The organism is Kineococcus halophytocola (genome assembly GCF_041276425.1).
GTDB lineage: Bacteria > Actinomycetota > Actinomycetes > Actinomycetales > Kineococcaceae > Kineococcus > Kineococcus halophytocola.
In genome coordinates this window covers 26,715-52,422 of sequence record NZ_JBGFTU010000026.1, presented here as the reverse complement: position 1 = coordinate 52,422, position 25,708 = coordinate 26,715, and the positions used below count along the sequence as shown (strand labels likewise).

The following is a 25,708-nucleotide window of genomic DNA, read 5'->3' as shown; positions in this document are numbered from 1 at the left end:
GGCTGGCTCGGGATTACGAGCGGACGGTGGCCTCGGCGGTGGCGATGGTGCAGATCGCTTACAGCCGGGTGATGCTGCGGCGGTTGACCCGCTCGGCCCCCTCAACCCTTTGAGGACAGCTTCTGAGCCCGCTCGCGGTCGAGGAGGACCGCGGCCGGGTGCGGCTGCCCGCCTGCGGCGAGGTCCAGCGAGCCACCGCCCCGCACGCCGACGACCAGCACGGCGCGACGTCTTCGCCGTTGGCGCGCGCCCCTTCGACCGGGGCGACGCGTGCGTCGGTCACCCTCCACCCGCCTGCTCGTCGCCCTCGACGCCGCACCGGAGGGGGGCGCCCCCGAGCCGCGCGGTTCTGCTGCCGTCCACCTCGCGGGGTGGCCCGACTCGCCCGACCCCGCCGGTGCCCTGCACCTCGCGGTGCGGTTGGCCGTCGTCAGCCGCAGCGACAGCTGGGACCGGGCCCCCGGGAACCGGTTGCGCCGCCTCGCCGGAGCGCCCAGCGCGGGCGGTCCGAAGAGGTCCCCCGGACCGGGTGAGAACTTCACGCCGCAGTCCTGATCCGCTCTCTACCGGGGGCACCACCCCGCTCGCGAAACTCGTCCTGTCGACGTGAGCACGTCGAACCAGCGGCCCAGGGCCCGACGAGAGGAACCACCGTGAGCGAGAAGCCCAGCACCTCCGACCTCGACCTCGACACCTTCGAGATCGACGACTACACCGAGGCCGGCGAGGTCATGAAGAACGCCTACACCTCCTCCTGCAGCAGCAGCAGCACGACGAGCTGCACGAGCTGCTGCGCCTGAGGACGACACGACGTCCGGCCGGTCCGGCCGTCGGTGCGGCGCCCACCGACGGCCAGACCGGCGGGAGTCCGCCAGGACCCCACCCGCCCGGGGACGGACCTCCCCGAGACCCCGTTCCGCCCACCTGACCGCAGGGAGTCGTCGTGTCCCGCACCTCCGACTACGTGCGCGCCGTGCTGACCCGCGAGGACCGGCCGCTGCCGCCGCTCGACCACCACCCCGACTTCTCCGACGCCCCCCGGGAGGCGAAGTTCTTCGGTCCCACCGTCGACGTCGACCTCCCGCGCCGCGCCCCCCACGAGAACTCTCAGCCGCTGGACCGGTTGGGGGAGTGGCTGTTCCTGGCCGCCGCCCGCACAGGGCGCCGGTTGCAGGCGGACGCGAACGCCGACACCGAACGGACCCGGGAGTACGCCCGGGCGCGCTGGTCCCGGGTCCCCGCCTCCGGCGGGTCGCTCTACCCGGTCGTGCACTACTGGATCTCCACCGGTGCCGACGGCCTGATCCCGGGCGTCCACCACTACTCGGCGCTGCACCACCGCCTGCAGCGGCTGTCCGCGGGGCCCGCGGCGGAGGTGGTCCGCGCCGCTGCCGGCCTCCCCGCCGACCAGGCTCCCGACGGCTGGCTGCTGACGACGGTGAAGTTCTGGCGCAACGCCCACAAGTACGGCTCGTTCACGTACCACGTCGTGACGATGGACCACGGCGCGCAGCTGGCGGCCCTCGACGACGCCGCCGTGGGCCGGGTCGGTGTCCTCGGTCGCACCTGGGCCCTCGACGAGGCGGCCGTGGCCGGACTGCTCGGCGTGGACCCGGGCCAGGAGGGCGTCTTCGCCGCCACCGCGGTCGACCTCTCCCTGGTGCGGCCAGACGCCGCCACCACCACCGGCCCGATGCTGGACGCCGTCGTGTCCCGTCGGGATCGCGAGTGGTCCCGGCGCCCGGTGCACTTCGCCGCGGCGACCGACCTGCAGGGCGAGGCGCCGCAGCGACCGCCCACCCCGGCACGGCCAGCGCCCCTTGACCTCGTGCGCCGCCGGACGAGTTTCGGCCGCTTCAGCGGTGCCGCCGTCGACGTCGCCGAGCTGCGGGCCGTGCTGGACGGGGTGCGTCCTGGCCGGGCGCCCGCGGAGGACCTCGCGGCTCCACCCTTGACGCTGCACGTCGTCGCGCTGGCCGTGGACGGGCTCGCGCCGGGCGTCCACCGTTACGACCCCGGGACCGGCGCCATGACCCCGATCGCTCCGGGCGACCACGCGGCCGCGCTGCAGCAGAGCTACTTCCTGCAGAACTACGACCTCGGGAAGGCGGCGGCCGTCGTGTTCTGCGCCGGCGACCTGGACGGGGCCGTCCGGCAGGACGGCACCCTGGGGTACCGGCGCGCCAACGCCGCCGTCGGGGCTGCGACGCAACGGTTCTACGTCACCGCCTCGAGCGGCGGTCTCGCCGCGGGGGCGGCCCTGGGGTTCAACAACGTCGCCCTGGCGGAGCTGCTGCGGCTGCCCGCGGGGCAGTTCCCGTTGATCCTGTGGATGCTGGGCCGCGACCGCGCCCCCGGCGCCTCCTACCGCTTCGAACTCTTCACCGGTGAGGACCTGCGGGGGTGGTCGCAGTGAACCGCTGGACCGTCGCCCGGTACGGCGTGCAGCGCGTCGCGGGCCTGCCCGAGGACGTCCTCGCCCTCCTGCGGACCCCGCGCGCCGCCGCCGCCGCCGACGCCGCGTCGGCGTGGGAGGTCGTGGCGGCCGCGTCCGCAGCCGCCCTGGCCGACGCCCTGCACACCGTTGTGCCGACCGTGGAACCCGCCGTGCGGCGTCACCTGCTCGCCCTGCGCCGGTCGGCCTTCGCCGGCCGACTGCGGCCCCTGGGCCCGGCCGCCGCCGATGCACTCGCGGTGGACCACCCGCAGGTGCTGCGCCTGCTCGACCGCGCCCGCGCCGACGAGGCCGACCGGGAGATCGCCGCGGCCGCGGCCGCGGACGCGCTGGCCGTCGAGCAGGAGCTCGTCCGCTCGGCCGTGCGGACGGTGAGCGAGGACGAGGAACTGCGCCGTGCCCTGTGCGTGGCCTCCCCCCTCGCGGTGCGAGCCCTGCAGCGCGAAGCCCGCGGCGGCACCACCAGCCGTAAGGACGCCGCCCGCCTGGACCGGACGCTGCAGGAGTACGTGTGCCGGGCCGCCGTGAAGACCAGCCCCTTCAGCGGGTTGACAACGGTCGCCCCCGTCCGGTTCACCGAGGCCGCCTCCGCCGTCCCGGCGGTCACCACCGGACCGGTCGCGGCGCCGGCGCGGGTCCGCCGCGTCCAGTTGAGCACGGCCTTCCTGCAACGCCTCGCGGACCAGGTCGCGGACGAGGAGTCCTCGTTCCTGGACCTGCCCCTGCGGTTGTCGCCGTCGGTGCGCCGCGACGAGGACTTCGTGCGGACGATCCAGCGCCGCCGCACCGCGCCGCCCGGGTCGGGTGCCGGCGAGGTCGGTCTCGACAGCGACCGTCTGCTGCTGCTGCGCGACACCGCGGTCCTGCGGGACGTCCTCACCGTCGTGCGGGACGCCGGGCCCACGGGGACGCCGGTGCGGGACCTGCTGGCGGCCCTCGCCGACCGGGTGGGCCGGGACGACGTCGAACGTCTCCAGGCGCTGCGGGCGCTCGTCCGCGTCGGGGTGGTCGAGTGCGAGCTCCTGCGGATCCCCGTGCACGCACCCGACCCCGCCCGCGCGGTCGCGGCCGCAGTCCGAGGTCTGCCGGCGCCGTGGGCGAGGGACCTCGCGGACCGGCTCGAGGCCCTGGCGGTCCTCGTCGACCGGTACGCCGGGGAAGACGCCCAGGACCGTCCGCGCACCGAGGAGGAGGTGCGTTCGAGCGCCCGGACGACCCTGGAGTCCGTCGGCGGCACCGGGGAACGCGTCCCCGCCACCGTGCTCTACGAGGACGTCCTGGCCCCGGCGGTGCCCGTGGCCGAGGTCGCCGAGGTCGTCCTGCCCCCCGCCGCCCGCGCCGACCTGGCGGTCGTCGCCGACCTGGCCCGCGCGCTCGACCCGCTGGAACCCCACCGGCAGCACCTCGCCGGGTTCTTCGTCGCCCGCTTCGGTGCCGGCGCCGAGCACGGCGACGTGGAAGTCCTCTTCGAGGACTTCGCCGAGGACCTCTACGACGAGTACGTCCGCTGGGTCCCGAAGGTCGAACGGTTCGACGCCGACGGCACCTACGCGCCGCACGCCAACTGGCTCGGCCTGCCCGCCGTCACCGCCCTCGACGAGGCTCGCCGCGGGCTGCGTGACCTCCTCGCGGCCCGGACGACGTCGTGGGTCGCCCAGGGCCGCCCCGCCCACGGTGTCGCCCTGACCCACGAGGACCTGGCGGGCGTCCTCGCCGCGCTGCCTCCGGACACCCGGGCCACCGCGACCGCGAACGCCTTCCTGCAGCAGACGGGTGCGGACGAGGGACCCGGCTGGGTCCTCAACAAGGTCTACGGCGGACCGGGTTTCGGCTGGTCGCGCTTCGCCGGCCTGCTGGGCCACGACGAGGTCCTGCTGAAGGAGTTCTGCGACCAGCTGCGCCCGACGGACGGCACCGGCGCCCTGCCCGTGGAGGTCCTGGGCGGGGAGGCGCGCAGCAACCTCAACGTCCACCCGCCCCTGGTCCCGCACGTGCTGCGGACCCCCGGCGACCCCGCGCTGCCCGCGGAGCTGCATGTCCTGACCGTCGACGACCTCCTCGTCCGCCACGACGTCCGCACGGGCGTGCTGGAACTGCGGTCCCGCAGGCTCGACCGGCCCGTCCTGCCCGTCTACCTGGGGTACCTCGTGCCGCAGGCGCTGCCGGACACGGCCCGGGCGCTGCTGCTGTTCGCGCCGTCCACCGCGCCGGTCCTCGACCTGTTCGCGGGCGTCGCGGTCGAACCCGACGAGTTCGGCACGGTGCGCCGTCCGCGTCTGGCCGTCGGTGACGTGGTCGTCTCCCGTGCGTCCTGGACCGTTCCGGTGCCGGCGGCCGGTCCGGACTGGGCCGCCGACCGCGCCTGGGTGCGATCGCTCGGGATCCCGCCCGAGGGTTTCACCACGACCTCGCCGGACGGACGACCGCGCACGGCGAAACCCCGCTACCACCACCTCGACGCCCCGTCGACGTGGGCTGCGCTCCGCGCCGGCAGCACCCCCGGTGACCACCTCACGTTCTTCGAGCGACTGCCCGGAGCTCCCGCCCCGGGCACGCCGACCCGCGAGCTGGTCGTGGAACTCACCCGACAGGAGACCCCGTGACCACCACCGCCGAACCCCTGACGCGGGAGTGGCTGTCCACCCACGTGTTCTACGCCAGCCACCCCCAGCCGTTCCTCGCGCGCTGCCTGGCCCCCCTGGTGGCCGAACTGCGCGATCAGGACCTGCTGGGCGGCTTCTTCTTCATCAACTACTGGCTCGAGGGCCCGCACGTGCGAGTCCGCCTGCTGCCCCGGTCCCCGGACGTGGCCGACCGCGTCGCCGCCCTGCGCGACGAGCACGTCGCCCGGTTCCTGGGGGACCGGCCCGCGCTCTACGCGGTCAACGAGAAGGAGTTCGTCCAGCAGAGCTACGACGTCCTGTTCCGCCTGGAGTTCAGCCCCGAGGAACGCGAGCGGTCGGTCGACGCGTCGGGCCAGATGGTGCTTCGGCAGAACAACACCGCCGTCGACTGGCCCTACGAGCCCGAGTTCGGCCGGTACGGCGGACCGGTCGGGATGATCCTCAGCGAGGAGCACTTCGGGGTGTCCAGCGACCTGTGCCTGCGCCTCGCGCGCCAGCGCCGGCTGCAGCGCCGGACGCACCTGCTGGCGACGGCCGCGTTGCTGACGACCGTCCTCGTCCGCACGTTCCTGCCCGATCCCGACGACCAGCGGGAGTTCCTCGACGCCTACGAGGAGCACTGGCGGCACTCCTTCCACGGGACGGACTACCTCGAGGGACTGGACATGGCCACACCCGCAGGGACGTCGGGGCAGGAGGTCGGGCGCATCCTGCGCGCGGCCGACGACCTCGTCGACCGCGCCGCCGGACGGGTCCCCGAGGGCACCGGCGCCGACGACGAGGAGGACTCGGTTCCCCTGGTCTGGGCGCGGCACTGCCGCGACCTCGAAGGTCGGGTGCGGGAGGCCGCCGGGCGCGGCGAGCTGGAGTTCGTCGACCACGAGGGGAGCGTCCGCCCTGACGCCCGCGACAGCCTGGAACGGCTGCTCTTCTCCTACGTGCACATGACGAACAACCGGTTGCACGTGCTGATCTCCGACGAGGTCTACCTGACGCGGCTGCTGCGCACAGCGTTCGCCGGCGGTCCGGGATGACCGGCCCGGCGCCGGTCCCCGGTCGGCGTCCCGTGCTGACCCGCCGGACCGTCGTCGGGGCCCGCAGCTTCGACGGGGACCGCTGGACGCGGCTGCTCGGCGAGACCGGTCAGGACACCGTCGTGCGGCTCAACGACGCCCAGTTCGCGCTCCTGGCCCGCAGCGACGGCCGCCGCGACGTCGAGGAGATCGCCCACGCGGCCACCCGGGCGGGGACACCCGTCACGACCGGCCAGGCGGAACGGTTCTTCGACTCCCTCGCCGCCCGCGGCCGGGTCCGGTGGCTCACCCCCGTGGAGGACGCGCCCCGGAGGGCGACACGGCCCCTGCGCGGGGAACCCGCCTCGGCCGTCCGGGGCTGGGTACGGGTGGTCCTCGCCACGGGCACCGGCTCGCTCGTCGCCACCGCCCTCGGGGTCGTCGTCCTCTCCTGGACGGGGGTGCGGGACGCGGCGGCCGGACGGCCCACCGACTGGGTCGCCACCGTCCTCGCGGCGCTGCTCCTGCTGCCCCGGGGCCTCCTGCACGAACTGGCGCACGCGGCGGCCGCCTCGGCCGTCGGCGCCCAGGTCCGCGGGATCCGCGCCCACTGGGACGGGCGCACGTTCGCCCTGGAGTGCCGGACGTCCAGCCTCGACCTGCTGCCCCGGCGGTGGCGCCGCGTCGTCGTCGCGCTGGCCGGTCCCGCAGCCGACCTCGTCCTCACGGCGGTCGTCGGCTTCGTCTGGCACGCGGGGTGGCACGGCGACCTGGTGGCGCAGTCGTTCCTGCTCGGCACGGTCGCCACCGCGGGGAACCTGCTCGTGCTCCCGGGGTTGGACGGCCACCGCGCTGTGCTGGCGGCCCTGGGCCTGTCGGCCCGCCCCCGCTGGACCCGCCCCGTGCGGCGTCCCGCGACCCGGGCCGCGCTCCTGGGGCTCGCGGTCGCCGGGTGCGCCGCCGCCCTGCTCCTGCTGCGGGAGACCGCCGTTGCCCTGCCCGGCGGGGTTCCCGCCCTGGCGGTGGGCCTCGCGGGCCTGCTGCTCACCGCGGCCGGTCACTCCGGCCGCACCACCCGTCCGGTGCCCGCCGTGGGCACCCGACCCGCCCCCCGAGGAGGAAGAACGGTGACCACCGTGGAACACAACTGGGCACCCGGGCACGCCGCCCGGGGCGAGGTGGCCGTCGCGCCACCGTCGGGACGTCCCCTCGCCATCGAGGTGCGCGACGTCGTCAAGCAGTATCCCGCCGTGCGGGCCCTCGACGGGGTCTCGTTCGACGTCGGCCAGGGGGAGTTCTTCGGTCTCCTCGGTCCCAACGGTGCCGGCAAGACCACCCTCGTCGAAACCCTGACGGGTCTGGCGACCGCCACCTCCGGGACCGTACGGGTCCTCGGGTACGACCCGGCGCGGCGGGAGGGGCAGTTCCTGCGGTCCATCGGCATGCAGACGCAGACCCCCGCGTTCTTCGCCAAGCTGACCGTGGGGGAACACCTCTCGACCATGGCCGCCCTGCAGGAGGCAGATCCCGCCCTGGCTCGCGAGGCGGCCGAACGCGTCACGCTGACGGCGGCCTGGGACCGCCGGGTCGACCAGTTGTCCGGGGGGCAGCGGCAGCGGGTGGCCATCGCGGCGGCCGTACTGCACCACCCCCGCGTGCTGTTCCTCGACGAACCGACCGCGGCGCTGGACCCCGACGCGCGCCGGCGCCTGCTGGACCTGCTGGCGACCCTGCGCGGGGACGGGACGACTGTCGTCTACACGACCCACCACCTCAGCGAGGCGGAGGAGCTCTGCGACCGGGTCGCGATCGTCGACGAGGGCCGGATCGTCGCGGTCGACCGCCCGTCGGACCTCATCGCCCGCGAGGGCGGTGCGACCGAGGTGTTCGTCCCCGTGATGAAGGCGTCGCTGACCCGGGCCCACGAGCTGGTCCCCGGGGCGGACGCGGAACTCGTCGGGGAACGCGTGCGGCTGCGGCCCACCCACCTCGGGGAGGCGCTGACGGCCATCGAGGCGGCCGTGGGGTTGGGCGGGGTCGAGACCCGTTCGCCCCGGCTGGAGGACGTGTACCTGAGGTTGACCGGAAAGGTGATGGACGATGAGTGAGCTGACGACGACCGCCCCGCTGACGGCGAGGGGGGGTCCCCGCCCGGGCGCCCGGCGCCGGCGCATCGCCGCGCTCAGCGCGGCGGCGGCCAAGGACGCGGTCCGCAACCGCTTCGCCCTGTTCTTCAACTTCGCCTTCCCGCTCGTGGTGCTCCTGGCGTTCGAGTTCATCTACTCCGGCCAGCACCTTCCGAACGGGCAGCCGTACTCCGACTACGTCGCACCGGGGATCCTGGCCTACGGCATGGCGAACGGCGCCATCTTCGGCGTTGGCTACACGCTCGTGCAGTGGCGGGCCAGCCGGTTGCTGCTCCTGCTGAAGCTGACCCCGACGTCCCGGCTCGAGGTGCTGCTGTCCCGCTACCTCGTCGCGCTCGCCGTGTCCCTGGCCCAGACGGTCGTCAGCGTCGCCGTGGTCTCGTTGCCGCCCTTCGGGTTCCACCTCTCGGTCCGGTGGTGGGCCGCGGTCCCCGTCGTCGCCGCCGGGACCGCCGCGTTCTTCGCGCTCGGCTGCCTCGTGTCGTCCGTGGCCAAGACGCCCGACGTCGTGGGTGGCATCGCCAACGCGGCGCTCGTGCCGATGGCGTTCTTCTCCGGGGTGTTCTTCCCGCTGCCGGCCGTCGTCGGCTGGATCCACGGCGTCTCGACCGTGCTGCCGCTGCGCTACCTGTCCGAGGGCCTGTCCGCCACGCTCGCCGGAACAGGGTCCTGGCACTCGGTCCTCGTCTGCACCGCCGTCCTCACCGGGTTCGCGGTGGTCCTGCTGGGACTGGCGGCGAAGGCCCTCCGGTGGCGCTGACCGCCCCGGCGGACCGCGTCGTGCTCCTGGACCCCGGACTCGACCCCGAGGCCGTGGACCCGGCCGGCCGGGTGTTCCGCACCGGGGACCGCACGCTCGTCGGTCCGTTTGCCGAGGGCGCGGGGTGCGGCCGCTGCCTGGTGGTGCGCTGGTCGGGGACGCACCTCCCGTCCGCCGGCGCGGGACCGCGTCCGGGGTCCCCGCCCGTCGGTTCGGCCCCGCTCGTCGCCGACCTGCTGCGGACCGTCCGCCCCCGTCCCGGCACCGCCGTCGTCGTCGTCCTCGAGGACGGCGACCCGCGGCCCCGCACGGTGCACCTGCTGCCCGTCCCGGGGTGCTCCGGGTGCGCCCCGTTCCCCGCCCCCGCCCCGGGCTCCGGGCCGCGGCAACCGGTGCGCGGGTACCGGACCCGCGGCCCACAGGACGTGGGGTTGCCGTCCACGGCCCTCGTGAACACCGAGCTCGGACTGCTGGGCCGGCGGTGGGGGACCGACGTGACGTCCCCCACCGCCGTCCCGGCGGGGGGCGCGTTCCCCGCCGTCGGCGCCCGCGGACCCGTCGAGATCACCTGGGGCGGGCAGGGGGCGACCGTCCGGGCCAGCCGCCTGACGGGGTTGCTCGAAGGGCTGGAACGCCACGCCGGTACCGACGTCCGGCACGGGGGCCGCGTCCGCCACTCCTCCCTGCGGGCCCTCGGCCGCCAGGCCCTCGACGTCACCGCGCTCGGGGTCACGGTCGTCCCCGGCGCGCGGTTCCGCACCGAGGAGGGCCTGCCGGCACTCCCCGAGGACGCCGTCGTCGCGTGGGTCCCTGCCCGTTCGCTCGTCACCGGACGGGAGCGGTGGATCCCCAAGCAGCTCGCGCACTACCACGCCCCCGATGCCCACCCGGGTTTCGTGCAGGAGAGTTCCAGCGGCTGCGCGTCCGGGACGGGTGAGGACGAGGCTGCGCTGCACGCTCTCCTCGAACTCGTCGAACGCGACGCGTTCCTCCTCAGCTGGTACCGGGGGCTGGACCTGCCCGAGGTCGACCTGTCGACCGTCGCGGACACGACCCTGCGGCACACGGTGCGGCGGGCGGAGTTCCTCGGGTTCGAGGTCCGCGCCTTCGACGGCCGTGTCGACCTGCCGTTCCCCGTCGTCGTCTGCACCACCGAACGCCACGACGGCGGTCCCGGCGCGTTCAACGTCGCGGCCGCCGCCAGCCTGGACCCGCTCGCGGCCCTGCGGTCGGCGGTCTCGGAGATCACGGCCCGCAGCCCCGTCCTCGCCGAGGAGTGCGCGGCCGACCCGGTGCGCCTGGAACGCCTGGCGGCCGACGCGTCCGCCGTGCGCACGCTGTCCGACCACTCCGTCCTGGCGGGGTCGCCGGGTTTCGCCCGGCACGTGCGGGGATTGCTGACCCGGCGGCGCCGGTACCCCCTGCAGCACCTGTTCGGGCCCGCCCGCCACGACGGGGACGTCCCCGGGGCCCTGCGGCACGTCGTCACCGGGCTGGTGACCGCCGGGTTCGAACCCTGGGTCGTGGACCAGACCACCGACGAGCAGGCGCAGTGGGGTCTGCGGACCGTGCGTGCTGTCGTGCCCGGACTGATCCCCATCGACTTCGGCTGGCACCGGCAGCGGGCGCTGACGTCCCCCCGGCTCGCCACCGCGCACCCCACCGCGAGCCCCGTCCGGTTGCCCCGGCCCCCCGCCAGCCACCGGCGACTCGTCCCGCACCCGTTCCCCTGACCGTCCGTCCCCCGAGCCCGACCCGATCGAAAGGCGTTCTCATGGCCCTGCACGGCATCTCGTTGCTGCCCGACTGCGCTCCGCAGGAGCGTTCGGCGTCGGAGTACTACCGCGACGTCCTCACCCTGGCCCGCCAGGCCGACGTGTGGGGGATGAGCCACGTGAAGATGACCGAGCACTACCTGCACCCCTACGGCGGGTACTGCCCCAGTCCGCTCACCTTCCTCACGGCCGTGGCGGCCCGGACGACATCGATCCGGCTCATGACGGGTGCGGCCATCCCCGCGTTCCACCACCCCGTCCAGCTCGCGGCCACCGCCGCCATGGTCGACGTCCTCAGCGGCGGCCGCCTCGATCTCGGCCTCGGCCGGGCGTGGCTGCCGTACGAGTTCGAGACGTTCGGGGTTCCGATGGGGGAGAGCCGGGCCCGGTACGTGGCCACCGTCGAGGCCGTCCGCCGCCTCTGGACCGGTCGTCCCGTGAGCGAGGACACCCCGTTCTTCTCCTACACCGACGCGGTCTCCTTCCCGGCGCCGGTGCAGGACCCGCCGCCGCTGTGGGGAGCCGCGGTCCGGTCGCCGGAGAGCTTCCAGTGGCTGGCCCGCAACGACATCGGTCTGATGATGTCGGTGCCGCCGCTGGCCCGTGACTACCCGCTGACCCGGCAGATGGTCGCTCTCTACCGCGCCGAGCACGCCCGCGTCCACGGCGGGGCGACCCCGCCGCGGGTGGCCCTCAGCCTACCGCTGTACGTCGGTCGCGACGACCGCTCGGCCTTCGCCGAGGCCACGGGTCACCACCGCCGGTACCTCGACGTCTGGCGCTCGGCGATCTCGTCGTGGCCGCAGGAGGCGTGCGCGGACTACCCGGGCTACGAGCAGATGGCCGAGCACGCCCGGACCATGGGGGACGTCGACCTGCGCACCGACGGGACGGCCGTCGTCGGCGGACCGGAACGCGTCGCGGAGCGGATCGAGGCGCTCCAGGGCGACCTCGACGTCGACGTGTTCCTGTGGCAGGTCGACTTCGGCGGTCAGGACCTCGCCTCGATGACAGGCAGCCTCGGTCGGCTCGTCGACGACGTCCTGCCGCGCCTCCCGCAGTACGACCGCACCCCGGTGCCGGTGTGAGCACCGCGCCTGCGCCCCCGGCCCCCGCTGCCCCGCCGACCGGCCCCCTGGACTGGCTGCCGGGCTGGTGGTCGCAGGTCCACGCCGACCCCGAGACGGGTGGTCGCGAGGTGCGCACCGCCGCCCGCACCGCCGCCGCGTTGTCCGGAGCCGGGTGCGCGGTGCACGAGGGACTGGGGGGAACCGGTGTGGTCGGCCTGCTGCGCAACGGGTCCGGCCCCACCGTCCTGCTGCGGGCGGAACTCGACGCGCTCGCCGTCGCCGGTCCGGACGGCACCACCGGGGCGCACCACGCCTGCGGCCACGACCTGAACCTCGCCGCCCTGGTCGGGACCGCCCACGTCCTCGCCGGGCGCACCGACCGCTGGTGCGGAACCCTCGCGGTGCTCGCGCAACCCGCCGAGGAACTCCTCACCGGGGCCCGGGCCGTGCTCGATGCCGGACTTCTCGAACTCGTGGGAGAACCCGACGTCGTCCTCGCCCAGCACGCCGCCACCCTGCCCGCCGGGACCGTCGCGCACGCCGCTCCCGGCCCGTCCGGACCGCACCCCCGGGCCACCGCGGCCGGTGCCCGGGGGCGCGTGGAGTTCCGCGGCCCCGGGGGGCACCCCGGCACCACGCGGGGACCCGACGTGGGAACCCTGCTCGCCGAACTCGTCCTGGCCCTGCCCGGCTGCGCCGCCGGGGACGGGACCGTCCGCGCCGGGCGGTCGGAGGTGGGGACCGCGGCCAACGTCGTGCCCACCCACGCCGTCCTCGAACTGTCCGTCCGCGCCGACGACGAGGCGGCCCGCGACCGGATCACCGTCCGCACCACCGCGCGCGCCCGCTCGCTGGCGTCCACGCTCGACGGGGCGACGGCGCACGTGGTGTGGACGTCCGTGCCCGCCGTGCACGCCGACGGCCCGCTCACCGACCGCCTCGAGGACGCCCAGCGCACCGCCGGCCTCGGGGTCACCCGCGTACCGCCGCTGGGGGCCGTCGAGGACGTCGGACTGCTGGCGCGTTCCCGCAGCGGACGACGGGTCCCCCTGGCGTACTGGCTCTTCGGCGGCGTCGAGGAGGCCCGGTGGGTGGAAGCCCTCGCCTGCGGCGCGCCCTGCGTCGAAGCCCGGCTGGGAGCCGCCCACACCGCCGCCTTCGCCCTCGATCCCATCCCGGCCCTGCGCACCGGCGTCCGGGCCCTGCTCGCCGCGTCGCACTCCGTCTTCGACCACCCCCACACCCCGAGGTGATGCTCCGTGACCACCACGACGAACGAACCCGCCCCCGCGACGACCGTCGCGCACCGCGTCCAGCTGCGGGGGGACGTCATCTACGCTCGCACGCCGCAGGGCGTCCTCGTCCACGACTCCCGGGGCGGGTTCCAGGTTCGCGGGACCGGTGCCGCGGACGGTGCGTACGAGGCCGTCGACGCGGTCCTCGCCCGCCTCGACGGCACCGCCACCGCGGAGGAGGTGCTGGCGGGGCTGGCCCCCGACCTGCGCCGCCGCGCCCCCGCCCTGCTCACCACGTTGCGTCGGCACGGGTTCCTGCTCGACCGGGACGAGGACAGCCTCGGGCTGCCGCCGGACCGGTTGCGCGAGTTCGCCGAGCAGATCTCCTACGCCCAGCACTTCGGTGCGCTAGGGGGCCGGGGTTTCGCGGCCGTCGACCGGGCCCACGCGCACCTCGTGGGGTCCGGCGAACTCCTCGACTGGGTGGTGCTCGGACTCGTGCGCAACGGGTTCCGCACCCTGACGGTCCACGCGACCGCGTCCGGGGTCCCGGGCAGCGACGTCGTCGCCGAGCTCGCGGACCTGCGCTCGCGCGGTGTCCCGGTGGAGGTCTCGCGCCAGGAGTGGCCCGGTGGGGGGCTCGCGGGGGCCGACGTCGTCGTCGTCGCGCCCGGCGACGGAGACCCGCGTCTCGTCGACGCCGTCTCGGCTGCGGCGCAGGAGGTTCCCCTGCTGTCCGTCTGGGCGCACGCGGGCGCCCTGGTCACCGGACCGGTCCAACCCGTGGGGTCGACCGTCCGGGCCACGTGGCGCGACGCCGTGGAACGGCTCACGGCGAACGCCGACCCGGACGACGCGGCCCGGTTCTGGGCCGCCGTCGGCGACGGCGTCGCACCGGGTGCCCCGGTCGTGGGCGCGCTCGCGGCCATGACGGGGAACCTGCTCGCGTTCGAGGCGTTCCGCGCCCTGGCCCGCATCCGCACGGCCGCCCCCCTGCCGCAGGTCCTCGTGCAGGACGTCCTGTCCGGCGACGTGGCCGCCGCGACCGTCGTGCCGAACGCCCCGGCGCCGGAGGGTCGCCGGCCCCCCGGGACCTCCGTGCCCGTGGCGACGCGGCTGGACCGGGCGGCGGCCGGCGTGGACGAGCTCGCCGGCGTGTTCCACGCCTTCGAGGACGAGGACCTCGTGCAGGTCCCCCTGAAGGTGTCGCGGCTACGGGTCCGGAGGCTGGGTCGCCCGGACGTCGTCGTCGACGCCGCCCACCTGCACACCCTGGCCGACGCCCGGTGGGAGGCGCTGCTCGGCGCGGCCGTCGTCCCCGGCGTCGCCGGGATCCCCGCGGACGCGTCGGGGCCCGCGCTCACCGATCCCGTGCTCGGGGCCGGCGGGAACGCCGAGGAGGCCGCGCACCGCGCCGTCGAGGCCCTCGCGACGCGGGAGTCGGTCCGCGCGCTCGTCCTGGGCGAGACCCGTCTGGTCGACGTGGTCGACCCCGCCGACGACGCGGCCGGGGTGGACGACGCGGCCGCCGTGGAGTTCCTGCTGGACTCCCTCACGACCTCGGGGTTCGGCCGCGAGGAGGTGGCCACCGCGCTCGTCGACCTCACCTGGGACCTCTCCTCCGGCCCAGACGGGCGGATCCTGCGCACGGTCGTGGCGCGGGTGGACGGCCGGACCGTGGCCGCGACGGCGCCGAGCCCAGGACGTGCTCTGGCGCAGGCTCTCACGGTGCTGCTCGGAGCCGTCCAGCTCGCGCAGGCGCCGTCGGAGCAGGACCCCACCGACGGGACCACCGACGAACTCGCCGACGTGCTGGGCCGGGTGCGGTGGTCCGCCGTGGCGCCCACGCCGACGACGGGGTCTCGACGGGACTTGCCCGTCGACGTGGAGGACGTCACCCCGGGGGCCTTCACCCACCTCGGGCTGCACGTGGCGCGGGCAACGCGCCGGGCACCGCGGTGACCAGCGCTGCGGCGGCCGTCCGGGAGGCGCCGGGTCTGACCGGCCTCCTGGACCGGGCGGGGCTGGCGGCGGTCGTCGTCGGTGGCTGGGGCGACGGGGCGGTCGTCGAGGCCGGCCCGGCCGTGGCCGGGCGGCCCGTCGTCGTCTGGGTCGCCGGGGGGCGCGGCGCCGTCGTCCGCGTCCTGCCCGCCGGGACCCCGGTCGGACCGCTGACCGCGCACCGGGCGCTGCACGCGCGGTGGGTGGCGGCGGGACCGCTCGAGGCGACGTCCGCGGTCGGTGGTGCGCGGGCCGACGATCCGGGACCCGCGGCCCGGTTGGCGCGCCTGGTCCCGGCGGTCCTGGCCGCACTCATCGTGGTGCGGCGCACGGGGCGCCCCGTCACCCGGACCGTGGACCTCCTGACGGGCACCGGCCGCTCGGTGCCGGACGGGCTCGCCGACCTCGACCCGGGTGCCCCGGTGGTCCGGTCCCGCGGGGTCGGACGGGAGCGCGACATGGCCCACGTGACGGCGCAGGAGTCCGCCCTGTCGGAGAGCGGTCTCGGTGTCCTCGGCCCCCTGCAGGGGGTCCGCTGGGACCTGCCCGGGACCGTCGTGACCTACGGGGAGTCGGTCGTGCCCCGCACCGGCGGCGGCCGTCAGGTGCACTGGGGCGGGCACGCGACCTCGGTGCGGGCCAGCCGGACCGCCGGTCTGCTGGAGGGCCTGGAACGGCTCGCCCCGGCGGACCCGGACGGTCGCGCGGACCTGCGGACCGCCTCCCTGGCGGAGTTGGCCGCCGCCGGCGCCGAGGCCGTCGACCCGGCCGCGTGCGGGCTGTACTCCGAGGAGTTCCACCGGGCGCACCCGCAGGTTCCGCGCTGGGACCCGACGGCCCCCACGACGTGGGTCCGCGGCCGGCGACTGGTGGCCGGTGGTGCGCCGCGTCCGGTCTGGGTGCACCGCGCCCTCGCCCTGCACGACGCGGCCGCCCCCGGCGAGCGGTTCGTCGAGGAGTGCTCCAGCGGGTGCGCCTCCGGGGCGAGCCTCGCGGAGGCCGCGCTGCACGGCGTGCTGGAACTCCTCGAACGCGACGCGTTCCTGCGGGCGTTCTTCGGCAGTGCCGGAGCTGTGGAACTCCGACCGGACGCGGCGACCCCCGCGCCGGTGCAGCACCTGCTGCGCCGCATGGAGTTCCTGGGTTTCCGTGTGCGGTTCTTCGAGGTCCCGACCGGGTTCGGCCCGGTCGTCGTCGTCGCGGTCGCGACCGACCTGGGCGGGGGCGGGGGAGCCTGCGTGGGGGCGGGGGCCGCGTTCGACACCACGTCCGCGGCCCGGGCCGCCCTCGCCGAGGTCGCCTCCGACGCCCCCACGATCGCCACGCGTCGCACGGCACGGCGGGCCGAACTCGAGGCGATGGCCGAGGACCACTCGCTCGTGCGGCGGCTGGCGGACCACGCCGACCTGTACTGCCTGCCCCGGATGGTGGCCGAGCTGGACCGCCTCGACGGCGGGACGCGGACCTCGTGGCGGGTCGCGGTCGACGCCGACCGCGACCGGCTCGGCTGGGACGTCACGAGCCTGGACCTCGCCGGGAACCTCGACCGTCTCGTCGGCCGGTTCGCCGAGCAGGGGATGGCCGTCGCGGTCGTCGACCAGACGACCCGGCTGCAGGAACGGCTGGGGGTGCGGACCGCACGGGCCGTCGTGCCGGGGTTGCTGCCGATCGACTTCGGGGCCGGTCGGCAGCGGTGCTTCGGGATGGCGCGGTCGACGGAGGTGGGAGGGCCGGCGCGGGAGGCGGACAGCGTTCCGCACCCGTTCCCGTGAGGGCCCTCCCGATCCGGTCAGCGGGACTTCAGCACCTTCCCGACGACGGCGTAGGCGACACCCGCGAGGATGATCACGGCGGGGACGATCTCTGGCAGGTGGTGCACGGTTCCTCCTGGGGGGCGTCCGGCGCGGGCGATCCGCACCGGTTCCCCTCGACCGTGGAGCCGCGCGGGGCCTCCTGTCGACGGCGGGACCGGGAGTCGTGAGAACTTCACGTCCGGGGGGTGCGCGACCCCCGTCCGGTCGCTGTCCTGGTCACTTCCGGTGGAGGACGGGTCTCGGCCACGCTCGGTGCCGCCGGCGGTCGCACCGACCGGTCCGGCCCGGAACGGGTTCGCCCCTCGTCGATCGGAGACGTCGTGTCCCTCGCCATCCAGCCCGTCAGCACCGCCCGCACCGCAGCCTTCGAGAAAGCCCTCAGCCAGGCCCTGTCCCACCGCACCGCAGCTGCGGACCCCGCGGCCGCCGCCGGGTTCTGCCTCTTCTGCCTCGCCGTCCCCACCACCCGGTGATCCGGTGACCACCGTCGCGGAGGACGTCCTCGCGCTGTCGTCCTCGGTCCGCTTCCGCGTCCGCGGACGGGGTGAGGGGACCTGCGTCGTCGTGGACGACGACACCTCCGTGCGGACCCTCGCCGGCGACGTGACGGCGCGGGTGGCGTCGGCGTTCCTGGCACGCGGCAGCATGACGAGCGCCGACCTGCTCGACGGCCCCGGTGCAGGTGTCCCCGTCCAGGAACTGGTGGACGCGGTCGCCGACCTCGTCGCGGTGGGGGTCCTGGTCCGCCGGGCACCCGACCGGCCCGGCCGGGTGCGGGTGGTGGCCGCCGGTGCCGACCTGGGGCTCACCGAGCGGCTGCGCGGGGCGGTCTCGTCGCTGGCGACCGCCGGCGGTGACGTGGTGGTCGTCGTCTGCGAGGACCACCTCGACCCCGTCGTGGCGGACGTCCTGGCGGCCGAGCGCCGGCCGGGCACCGTGGTCCTCCCGCTGAGGGTGGGCGCTCGCCGGTGCTGGCTCGGCCCCGCGCTGGACGCCGCGAGCTGCCAGGACTGCCTTGTGGTCCGCCTGCGCCGCAACGTCGCCGGCGTGCGCCGCGGGGGTGGCCCGGCGGCGGCGGCGACCGTGGACGCCGTGGCCGGGATCCTGCGGGCGGCCGTCCTCGCCGTGGGAGGCGCGGAGGAGGCGGTGCGCGCCCGTTGGCGCGACCGCGTCCTGGAGGTCGGCGTGGACGACCTCGTGACCGTCGCCCACCCCGCGAGCTGCCTGCACTCCGCCGAGCCCGCGGACCGTCCGGCCGGTCCCGTCGACCTGCTCGACCGCCTCCCCGTGCTGGTCTCCGCGCTCACCGGGCTGTTCGAGGAACCCGTCGTCGTGACCACGCCCGCGGGGACGCACCTCGCGACGACCCGGCACTGCGTTCCCGCCGTCACCGCCGGGGGGAGCGCGTGGACGCGCGTCACCGCCGCGGGCAGCGGGGCGACGACCTCCGCCGCCGTCACCGCCGCGGTGGGGGAGGCCCTCGAGCGCTACAGCACCGGTTTCCACCCCGGGCGGCCGACGCGGCACTGCGCGGGCGACGAACTGCCGGCCGACCGCGTCCTGCTGCCCCGCGACGTCTTCCCCGGCAGCGGACTGCCGCCGTTCCCGCTCGCCGTCGTCACCGACTGGACCGCCCTCACCCGCTGGGTGGGCGGGCCGGGCGGGGCCAGGCCGTCCCCGGACACGGCCGACCGCTGGTGGACGCCGTCCGCCGCGGTCCACTTCGGCCACCCCGACACCACCGTCCGGGTGGCGTGCGCCCCGGACTCCAACGGGTGCGCCGTGGCTCCCACGCTGCCCCGGGCGGTCCTGGCGGCCACGCTCGAACTCCTCGAGCGGGACGCCGTCGGCCGGTGGTGGTGGTCCCGGACCCGCCGTCCCGAGCTGCCCGTGGACCTCGCCGGCGCCGCTGCGGCCTCGCTCGCCACGGCGGGCCGGCGGTTGCACCTGCTCGACCTCACCGGGCCCGTCGGGATCCCCGTCGTCGTGGCGGTGAGCGCGGACGGATCGGACCGCGACGTGGTCCTGGGGTTCGGCGCGGGGCTGGACCGGGGGTCCGCCGTCCGCCGCGCCGTCGCCGAGGTCGGCCAGGCGCTCGCCGCCGGTGCCCGTCGGGACGCGTGGGCCGCCCAGTCGCTGACCGACCTGCCGTGGCTCCTCCCCTCGGGTGGGCGACCCGTCGACGACGTCCCGGCGAGCGTGGCGGGACACGACCTCGGGGAGGTGCTGGCGCGGCTCGACGCCGCCGGGGTCCCGGTGCTCGTCGAGGACCTCACACTGGCCGAGACCGGGGTGCCGGCCGCGCGCGTCCTCGCCCCGGGCCTGCTGCCCTGGCACCGTCCGGCGGACGCGGCCGGTGGCTGGGACCTGCCGTGCTGACGCGTCCCCGCCCCGCGGCGCACCGTCCGCACTACTGTGCTCCGCGTGACCGGAGAGCCCGCGGACGCCGCCCGCTCCGACGTCACCCCGCCCCCCTCGCGGGAACTGCGCGGGCTGCAGGTCTCGACGGTGGTCGTCTTCGCCGCGGCCTGGCTGGCGGTCTCCCTGTACGTCCTCGTCACGGCGGCCCTCCCGCGTGGCGGTGCGCCGACGGTCGTGGCGGTGCTGGTGCCGCTGGGGACCGCAGCGGCGCAGGTCCCCCTCCTGCGCGACCTCGTCGGCACCCGCGGCCGGCGTCCGGACCTGCGGTGGCTCGGCCTGCTCGCCGGGCTCTCCTACCTGCCGGCGGTGGTGTTCGGGGTCGAGTGGCTGCAGTGGGCTCCCGTCCCGGTGGGGATCGCGCTGGTCGCGCTGCCTCTCCGGTGGGGTGCGGTGTCCTGGGGGGTGGGGGCCGTCGTCCAGGTCCTCGCGTGGTGGGTGGCGGGTCGTGGTTCCGAGGCCGCGGCCCAGGCCGGTCTGGACTACGTCGTCTCCTCGGTCGTGCTGGCCGTCCTGCTGCGCGCGGTCGCCACCAGCCGGGAACTGGCGCGCACCCGTCGCGACCTGGCGCGCGCGGAGGTCCTCGCGGAACGGCTGCGCATGTCCCGTGACCTGCACGACCTGTTGGGGCGCACGCTGACCGCGATCTCGTTGAAAGCCGAACTCGCGCACCGCTACCAGCGGGCCGGTCGCGCGGAGCAGGAGCGCGAGCAGCTCGAGGACCTGCTCGCCCTCACGCACGCGGCCTCCACGGACGTGCGCAGCCTCGTCACGGGGTACCGGACGCTGTCGTTGCCGACGGAACTCACGGCCTCGGTCCGGTTGCTGCGCGACACCGGCGTCGAGTGCACGCTCGAGGCCGACCCGGCGGCGCTGGCGGGAGACCTGCCCGCTGAGGTCGTCCAGGCGGCGGCGTGGGTGGTCCGGGAGGCGACCACGAACGTCCTGCGGCACGCGCGGGCCACCCGGTGCGGCATCGACGTCCGCGTCGAGGGCGAGGGTTCCACCGGGCGGTTGCGCGTGGCCGTCGTGAACGACGTCGGACCCGCCGGGGACGGGGGCCGAGCCTCCCACGGGTCGGGGACGGGACTGCGAGGCATGCACGAACGCGTCCGGCCGCTGGGCGGTTCGGTCGAGGCCACCGAGCACGAGGGGAACTTCACCGTGATCTGCGAACTGCCCGTCCCGCACCGGGGCACCGTCGGGGGTACCCGGTGATCCGCATCGTGGTGGCCGAGGACATGCACATGATCCGGACGGCGATGGCGGCGCTCATCGAGACCGAGGAGGGCATGGAGGTCGTGGGGGAGGCCGACCGCGGTGACGTGGTCCTGGACCTCGTCCGGCGGACGCGACCCGATCTCGTGCTGCTGGACCTCGACATGCCCGGTGCCGACGGGCTCACGGTCCTGGCGCAGCTGACGGCAGAGACGCCGCGGCCCAGGGTCGTCATCCTCACCGCCGTCGGCCGGCCCGCGGCCGTGCGGACAGCGCTGACGGCGGGTGTCGACGGGTTCATCCTCAAGAGCGCACCGGCGGCCGAACTCCTGGACGGACTGCGAGCCGTCGCGTCGGGACGGCGCGTGCTCGCGCCCGACCTCGCCGCCGCGGCCGTCGTGAACGGCGACTCGCCCCTGACGGCGCGGGAGGCGGACGTCCTCGCGCTCGTGGGAAAGGGGGCTGCCGTTCCGGACATCGCGGCCGCGCTGCACCTGTCCGAGGGGACCGTCCGGAACTACCTGACGGGCGTCGTCGACAAGCTCGACGCCCGCAGTCGCACGGACGCGGTGCGCATCGCGGAGTCCAACGGCTGGATCTGACCCTTGCCCTCTATGGCTAATGCGCGTAGCTTAAAGCTAACGTCATTAGCTGAGGAGATCGCCATGACCGAGTTCCTGTTCACCGACCAGGGAACGCTCGCCTTCGACGTCGAGGGGGAAGGTCCCCTCGTCGTCCTGGCGCACGGGATGGGCGACACCCGCCGCTCCTACCGCTTCCTCGCCCCGCGCCTCGTCGCCGCCGGGTACCGGGTGGCCGCGCTCGACCTGCGCGGCTGCGGGGAGTCGAGCACCGGGTGGGACGGTTACTCCCGCACCGACATCGCCGGTGACCTCGTCGCCCTCGTCCGGCACCTCGGCGGCCCGGCCGTCCTGGTGGGGCAGTCGATCAGCGGCGGCGCGGCCACCATCGCCGCCGCCACCGCCCCCGACCTCGTCGCCGGGCTCGTGGAACTGGCCCCCTTCACCCGCGCGCAGTCCGTCGACGTCCCGGGGTTGCTGCGCGTGCGGCGGTACCGGCAGGCGATGACCCGCCTGGCGCTCGCGGCGGGCCTCGGGAACGTCGGCGCCTGGGGCCGCTACCTCGACCTCGCGGTCCCGGCGAAACCCCAGGACTGGGCGACCGAACGCGCCCGCACCCTCGACCTGCTGCGGGAACCGGGGCGGACGGCCGCGTTCAAGGCCATGGGGTCGAGCAAGCCGACGGACGCCGGCGCGGCCCTGCGCGACGTGCGCTGCCCCGTCCTCGTCGTCGAGGGCAGTGCCGACCCCGACTGGGCCGACCCGCGCGCGGAGGGGGAACGCGTCGTCGCGGACCTGCCCGCCGGGCTCGGGGAACTCGCGGTCCTCGACGGCGTCGGTCACTACCTCCACCTCGAGGCGCCCGACGCGGTCGCGGCGCTCGTCGTGCCGTTCCTGCAGCGGACGTCCGCCCGTGCCTAGGGCCGGGCTCGACGCGGCCGCCGTCACGGCCGCCGGGGCGGACCTCGCCGACGAGGTCGGGTTCGACCGGCTCGGCATGGGGGCGGTCGCCGACCGCCTCGGCGTGCGGCCGCCGTCCCTCTACAAGCACGTCACCTCGCTCGCCGACCTGCACCAGCGGATCGCGGTGCTCGCCACCACCGAACTCGGTGACACCCTGCGCGAGGAGTTGCAGGGGTTGTCGGGGGTCGATGCGCTGCGCGCTGCGGCGCAGGCGTTCCGCGGCTACGTGCAGGAGCACCCGGGCCGGTACGCGGCGACGCTGGGGGACCGGCGCACCGCTCCCGACGACGAGTTCGCGCGGGCGGGCGACCGGGTGCTGCGGTCGCTGGCCGTGGTGCTGCGCGGGTACGGCATCGCCCCGGCCGAGGAGGTCCACGCCCTGCGGATGCTGCGCAGCGCCCTGCACGGTTTCGCGACGCTGGAGGCCGGTGGGGGTTTCCAGCTCGGCACCGACGTCGAGGACAGCTTCACCTGGCTCGTGGGGTTCCTCGACCGGGGGCTGCGCTGATCAGCGCCGGGCCCGCAGCAGGAACCGGCGTTCGGTGAACCGCAGTTCCGGGCGGGCGTGCAGGGCGAGCAGGGCGTCGGCGTACCGCTCGACCGTGAAGTCCGGCGGCAGGTGCCACGGGACCATCCGCAGGAACGACACCAGCGTCGCCACGTCGGCGAACCGCACCGGGCCGCTCCACGAGTCGGCCACCCCGACGTCGAGCCCGGCGGCCTGGGCGTGGCGGCGCGAGGTCCCGAGGGTCACGTCCGGAAACGCGGGCCCGGCCCCGAACACCGCCGCGAGGTCGTCGAGGTTGCGCCCGTCGACCTGCTGGGTCAGGAACGTCCCGCCCGGCCGCAGCACCCGGGCCACGTCGTCGGCGGCGTAGGCCGTGTGCCGGGACAGGACGACGTCGAACCGGCCGTCGGGGAACGGCAGGCGTCCGGTGGCGGCGTCGTGCGCGAGGACGCCGACACCGAGCGGGGCGAGCGTCTCGCGGGCCACGGGCAGGTTCGGCGGCCAGCCCTCCGTGGCGTGGACGTCGGCCGGGAGGACCCCGCGCAGGCCCCGCAGGAACTCCCCGCCGCCGGTGCCGAGGTCGAGCACCGAGCGCGCCGGGGCCAGCACCTCCCGCGCCAGCGCTGAGTACGACCAGGGCGGGTCGGCCCACCGCACGACGCCGGTGAACGCCGCGAAGGACCACCCGGAGGTGGGTTCGGCGAACCGTCTCGCCCAGTCGGCGAGGAGGTCGGCGGTGGCGTCGGCGGTGACGTCGGTGGGGGAGGCCACGGGGACCACCGTGCCCGGTCGTGGAGAGCCGGGGCAACCGGGTAAGCGCAGCCCGGGTGGTTCCGGCCGGTCCGTGGTGTGATCGCCGCGTGGACGCACAGGTGCTCGCCGTCGGTTCCTACACCGCCGCCACGGGAGGTCGCGGGCCCGGTCTCGCCCTCGTCGACCGGGACCCGGTGACCGGGCGGCTCGGGCGGGTGGGGGCCACGGCCGACGTGCCGTCGCCCTCGTTCCTGGCCGCCGGGCCCGACGGCACCGTCCACGCCGCGCACGAGGTCGACGAGGGGTTCGTGACGTCGTGGCGGGTGGCCGGGGGGTCCTGGGAGCGGCTGGGGGAGGCGCCCAGCGGGGGTTCCTCGCCGTGCCACCTCGCCGTCGTCGCCGGGTTCCTGCTCGCCGCGAACTACGGCGGCGGGGTGGGTGTGCTGGACCTGCCCGGCGGGACCGTGACCTGGGTGCGGCAGACGCTGCGCGGCAACGGGTCCGGCCCGGACGCCGAACGCCAGGAGGCCTCGCACCCGCACTCGGTGACGGTGCTGCCCGGGGGGCGGGTGGCGGTGCTCGACCTCGGGACCGACGAGGTCCGGGTGCACGACGTCACCGCGGGCGGGCTCTCGGCCGAGCCCGTCCAGGTCGTGTCGCTGGCCCCCGGCAGCGGCCCCCGGCACGGCGTCGTCGTGCCCGGCCCCGCGGGGGACCGGTTCGTCGTCGCCGGGGAGCTCGACGCCACGGTGACCTCCCTCACCGTCCGGGACGGCCTGCTCGCCGACCCGGTCGTCCACCCCGCGCTCGCCGTGCCGGTCGCCGGGCGCACGTACCCCTCGGAGGTGTGCCGCACCCCGTGGGGGGTCGTCGTGGCCAACCGCCGCGCCGAGGTGCTGACGCTGCACGAGGTCGTCGACGGGGTCGCCCGGCCCGTGCGGGACGTGGCGCTCGGGGCGGTGAACCCCCGGCACGTCGCCGCCGTGGGCCGGCACCTGTACGTCGCGGCGCAGGACTCCGACCAGCTCGTGCACCTCGCCCTCGACGACGACCTCACCGTCGTGGACCGTTCCGTCGTCGAGCTCGGTTCACCGGCCTGCGTGCTGCCCCTGCCCCCGTCGTGACCGCCGGACCCGCGCGCGTCCCCCCACGAGGGGCCCGGACCTGCTCCGATGGAGACCGGTCGCGGGGGCGGCCGAGGACCGAGGGGGGTTCCGCGATGCGTGCACCAGGGGTGGCGCTGGGGGTCGTCGTGCTGGCGGCCGGTCTCGTCGTGACAGCCGGGCCGGCACAGGCCCGGGACCGGCCGGGGCCGTCACTGGCCTACACGGGGGTCTCGGCGGGGGTCTCGGCCGAGCGCGTCGACGGGCTCGACGTCGTCGACACCGGCACCGGCCGGCGCTGGCGCGTGGCCGACGGCCTCACCCACGACGCGAGCTGGTCACCGGACGGTTCCCGCCTCGCCTGGATCGCCCACGGCGGCGGCGACGGGGCGGACGACCTGGGCCACGTGCAGGACGCCGCCGCCGACGGGTCCGGCCGCGCGCAGGTCGACGGCGACGGGGACTCCCGCTCGCTGGCCTGGAGCCCGGACGGCACGCTCGCCTGGTTCCACCGCAGCGCGTGGTCGCCGACGGACTGCTCGTCCCCCGACCGGTCGCGGCGCCCGGACCTCGTGCTGCGCGGGGTCGACGGGTCCACGCGCACCCTGGGCACGGTGGCGCCCACCGCCGGGGAGCTGGCGTTCTCCCCGGACGGGGCGAGCGCCGTGTGGCGCGAGCGCGGGGACGACGTGTGCGCCGCGGCGGGCAGCCGGCTGGTCGTCGCCGACGTCGCCACCGGGGTGCAGACCGTCGTGGCCGGGGCGCAGGACACGACGGGCCTGTCGTTCTCCCCGGACTCCACGACCCTGGCCACCGGCCGCGCCACGCCCGACGGGGGTGACGTCGTGCTCGTGGACCTGCCCACCCGCACGGCCCGCACCGTGGTCACCCCCGCCGCGGGGGAGACGTTCCCGGTCTTCGTCGGGGACGGCCGCCACCTCGCGGTCGTGCGCACCACGCCGACCGACCGCACGCTCAGCGTCCTCGACCGGTCCGGGGCCCGCGTGCGCGACCTGGCCGCACCCCCGGAGTTCGTCGAGGCGCTCGTGGCCTCCAGCGACCGGACCTCGGTGCTCGTGGCGGGCCGGTCCCTGCCCTCGGCCGACGGGGCGGTGCAGGACACCCGGGTCTGGCGGCAGCCCCTGGACGGGTCCGCCGCCACGGCCCTGGTCGGGAACGGGCGGGCCGCGACGTTCGAGGCCGCGGTCGCCCCCTGGCCCTCCGACGCGCCGCCGCTGCAACGCCGGCTGCGGCCCCGCCGGTGAGGCCC

At 76.1% G+C, this 25,708-nt stretch carries 21 protein-coding genes; 20 read left to right on the top strand and 1 reads right to left on the bottom strand.

Annotated elements, in window-relative coordinates:
* Positions 1-270 precede the first annotated feature (270 nt).
* The 18 genes from AB2L27_RS18220 to AB2L27_RS18135 all read left to right on the top strand — a co-directional run bounded on the left by AB2L27_RS18220 (position 271) and on the right by AB2L27_RS18135 (position 22,582).
* Complete coding sequence (locus AB2L27_RS18220; protein WP_370442913.1) at positions 271-555, top strand: hypothetical protein; 285 nt, start codon at positions 271-273, stop codon at positions 553-555.
* 98 nt (positions 556-653) lie between these two features.
* A complete protein-coding gene (locus AB2L27_RS18215) occupies positions 654-800 on the top strand; it encodes a thiazolylpeptide-type bacteriocin (RefSeq protein WP_366171403.1) in 147 nt (48 codons plus the stop codon).
* A 143-nt stretch (positions 801-943) separates the two neighbouring features.
* Positions 944-2,416, top strand: a complete 1,473-nt coding sequence (locus AB2L27_RS18210) for a nitroreductase family protein (protein WP_370442912.1) — start codon at positions 944-946, stop codon at positions 2,414-2,416.
* A complete protein-coding gene (locus tag AB2L27_RS18205; protein ID WP_370442911.1) occupies positions 2,404-5,058 on the top strand; it encodes a lantibiotic dehydratase in 2,655 nt (884 codons plus the stop codon). Before AB2L27_RS18210 ends, AB2L27_RS18205 begins: the two co-directional genes overlap by 13 nt.
* Positions 5,055-6,113 carry a lantibiotic dehydratase C-terminal domain-containing protein gene (locus AB2L27_RS18200; RefSeq protein WP_370442910.1) on the top strand — a complete coding sequence of 353 codons (1,059 nt, stop codon included), beginning with the start codon at positions 5,055-5,057 and terminating at the stop codon, positions 6,111-6,113. The genes AB2L27_RS18205 and AB2L27_RS18200 overlap by 4 nt, the downstream gene beginning before the upstream one ends.
* Positions 6,114-6,145: 32 nt before the next feature.
* Positions 6,146-8,200 carry an ATP-binding cassette domain-containing protein gene (locus AB2L27_RS18195; protein ID WP_370442909.1) on the top strand — a complete coding sequence of 685 codons (2,055 nt, stop codon included), beginning with the start codon at positions 6,146-6,148 and terminating at the stop codon, positions 8,198-8,200.
* Entirely contained in the window at positions 8,193-8,999 is an 807-nt protein-coding gene (locus tag AB2L27_RS18190; RefSeq protein ID WP_370442908.1) for an ABC transporter permease, read from the top strand. The genes AB2L27_RS18195 and AB2L27_RS18190 overlap by 8 nt, the downstream gene beginning before the upstream one ends.
* On the top strand, positions 8,990-10,732 hold the full coding sequence (locus tag AB2L27_RS18185; protein WP_370442907.1) for a YcaO-like family protein: 1,743 nt from the start codon (positions 8,990-8,992) through the stop codon (positions 10,730-10,732). The genes AB2L27_RS18190 and AB2L27_RS18185 overlap by 10 nt, the downstream gene beginning before the upstream one ends.
* Positions 10,733-10,773: 41 nt before the next feature.
* A complete protein-coding gene (locus AB2L27_RS18180; RefSeq protein ID WP_370442906.1) occupies positions 10,774-11,862 on the top strand; it encodes an LLM class flavin-dependent oxidoreductase in 1,089 nt (362 codons plus the stop codon).
* On the top strand, positions 11,859-13,097 hold the full coding sequence (locus tag AB2L27_RS18175; protein ID WP_370442905.1) for a M20/M25/M40 family metallo-hydrolase: 1,239 nt from the start codon (positions 11,859-11,861) through the stop codon (positions 13,095-13,097). Before AB2L27_RS18180 ends, AB2L27_RS18175 begins: the two co-directional genes overlap by 4 nt.
* Before the next feature lie 6 nt (positions 13,098-13,103).
* Positions 13,104-15,041: a hypothetical protein gene (locus AB2L27_RS18170; RefSeq protein WP_370442904.1), complete on the top strand. Its 1,938-nt coding sequence runs from the start codon at positions 13,104-13,106 to the stop codon at positions 15,039-15,041.
* On the top strand, positions 15,038-16,852 hold the full coding sequence (locus AB2L27_RS18165; protein ID WP_370442903.1) for a YcaO-like family protein: 1,815 nt from the start codon (positions 15,038-15,040) through the stop codon (positions 16,850-16,852). The genes AB2L27_RS18170 and AB2L27_RS18165 overlap by 4 nt, the downstream gene beginning before the upstream one ends.
* A 362-nt stretch (positions 16,853-17,214) precedes the next feature.
* A complete protein-coding gene (locus AB2L27_RS18160; protein ID WP_370442902.1) occupies positions 17,215-17,367 on the top strand; it encodes a hypothetical protein in 153 nt (50 codons plus the stop codon).
* A gap of 4 nt (positions 17,368-17,371) precedes the next feature.
* On the top strand, positions 17,372-19,273 hold the full coding sequence (locus AB2L27_RS18155) for a YcaO-like family protein (protein ID WP_370442901.1): 1,902 nt from the start codon (positions 17,372-17,374) through the stop codon (positions 19,271-19,273).
* Positions 19,274-19,318: 45 nt separating this feature from the next.
* Positions 19,319-20,530, top strand: a complete 1,212-nt coding sequence (locus AB2L27_RS18150; RefSeq protein ID WP_370442900.1) for a sensor histidine kinase — start codon at positions 19,319-19,321, stop codon at positions 20,528-20,530.
* The gene (locus AB2L27_RS18145; RefSeq protein WP_370442899.1) at positions 20,527-21,132 is read left to right on the top strand and encodes a response regulator transcription factor; all 606 of its coding nucleotides are present in this window, start codon (positions 20,527-20,529) and stop codon (positions 21,130-21,132) included. Before AB2L27_RS18150 ends, AB2L27_RS18145 begins: the two co-directional genes overlap by 4 nt.
* Positions 21,133-21,195: 63 nt before the next feature.
* On the top strand, positions 21,196-22,032 hold the full coding sequence (locus AB2L27_RS18140; protein ID WP_370442898.1) for an alpha/beta fold hydrolase: 837 nt from the start codon (positions 21,196-21,198) through the stop codon (positions 22,030-22,032).
* On the top strand, positions 22,025-22,582 hold the full coding sequence (locus AB2L27_RS18135; protein WP_370442897.1) for a TetR-like C-terminal domain-containing protein: 558 nt from the start codon (positions 22,025-22,027) through the stop codon (positions 22,580-22,582). The genes AB2L27_RS18140 and AB2L27_RS18135 overlap by 8 nt, the downstream gene beginning before the upstream one ends.
* On the opposite strand, the gene AB2L27_RS18130 is transcribed toward AB2L27_RS18135, so the two are convergent.
* A complete protein-coding gene (locus AB2L27_RS18130) occupies positions 22,583-23,353 on the bottom strand; it encodes a class I SAM-dependent methyltransferase (protein ID WP_370442896.1) in 771 nt (256 codons plus the stop codon).
* Between the two features lie 89 nt (positions 23,354-23,442).
* Here AB2L27_RS18130 and AB2L27_RS18125 point away from each other — a divergent pair, with 89 nt between their 5' ends.
* Positions 23,443-24,459 (top strand): lactonase family protein, encoded by a 1,017-nt coding sequence (locus AB2L27_RS18125; RefSeq protein WP_370442895.1) that lies wholly within the window; start codon positions 23,443-23,445, stop codon positions 24,457-24,459.
* A 95-nt stretch (positions 24,460-24,554) separates the two neighbouring features.
* Complete coding sequence (locus AB2L27_RS18120) at positions 24,555-25,703, top strand: TolB-like translocation protein (protein WP_370442894.1); 1,149 nt, start codon at positions 24,555-24,557, stop codon at positions 25,701-25,703.
* Positions 25,704-25,708: the final 5 nt, after the last annotated feature.

Bases quoted from the DNA above. Each gene is read 5' to 3' on its own strand.
- AB2L27_RS18190 (WP_370442908.1), top strand. From the start codon at position 8,193: ATGAGTGAGCTGACGACGACCGCCCCGCTGACGGCGAGGGGGGGTCCC.
- AB2L27_RS18180 (WP_370442906.1), top strand. From the start codon at position 10,774: ATGGCCCTGCACGGCATCTCGTTGCTGCCCGACTGCGCTCCGCAGGAG.
- AB2L27_RS18140 (WP_370442898.1), top strand. From the start codon at position 21,196: ATGACCGAGTTCCTGTTCACCGACCAGGGAACGCTCGCCTTCGACGTC.
- AB2L27_RS18120 (WP_370442894.1), top strand. From the start codon at position 24,555: ATGCGTGCACCAGGGGTGGCGCTGGGGGTCGTCGTGCTGGCGGCCGGT.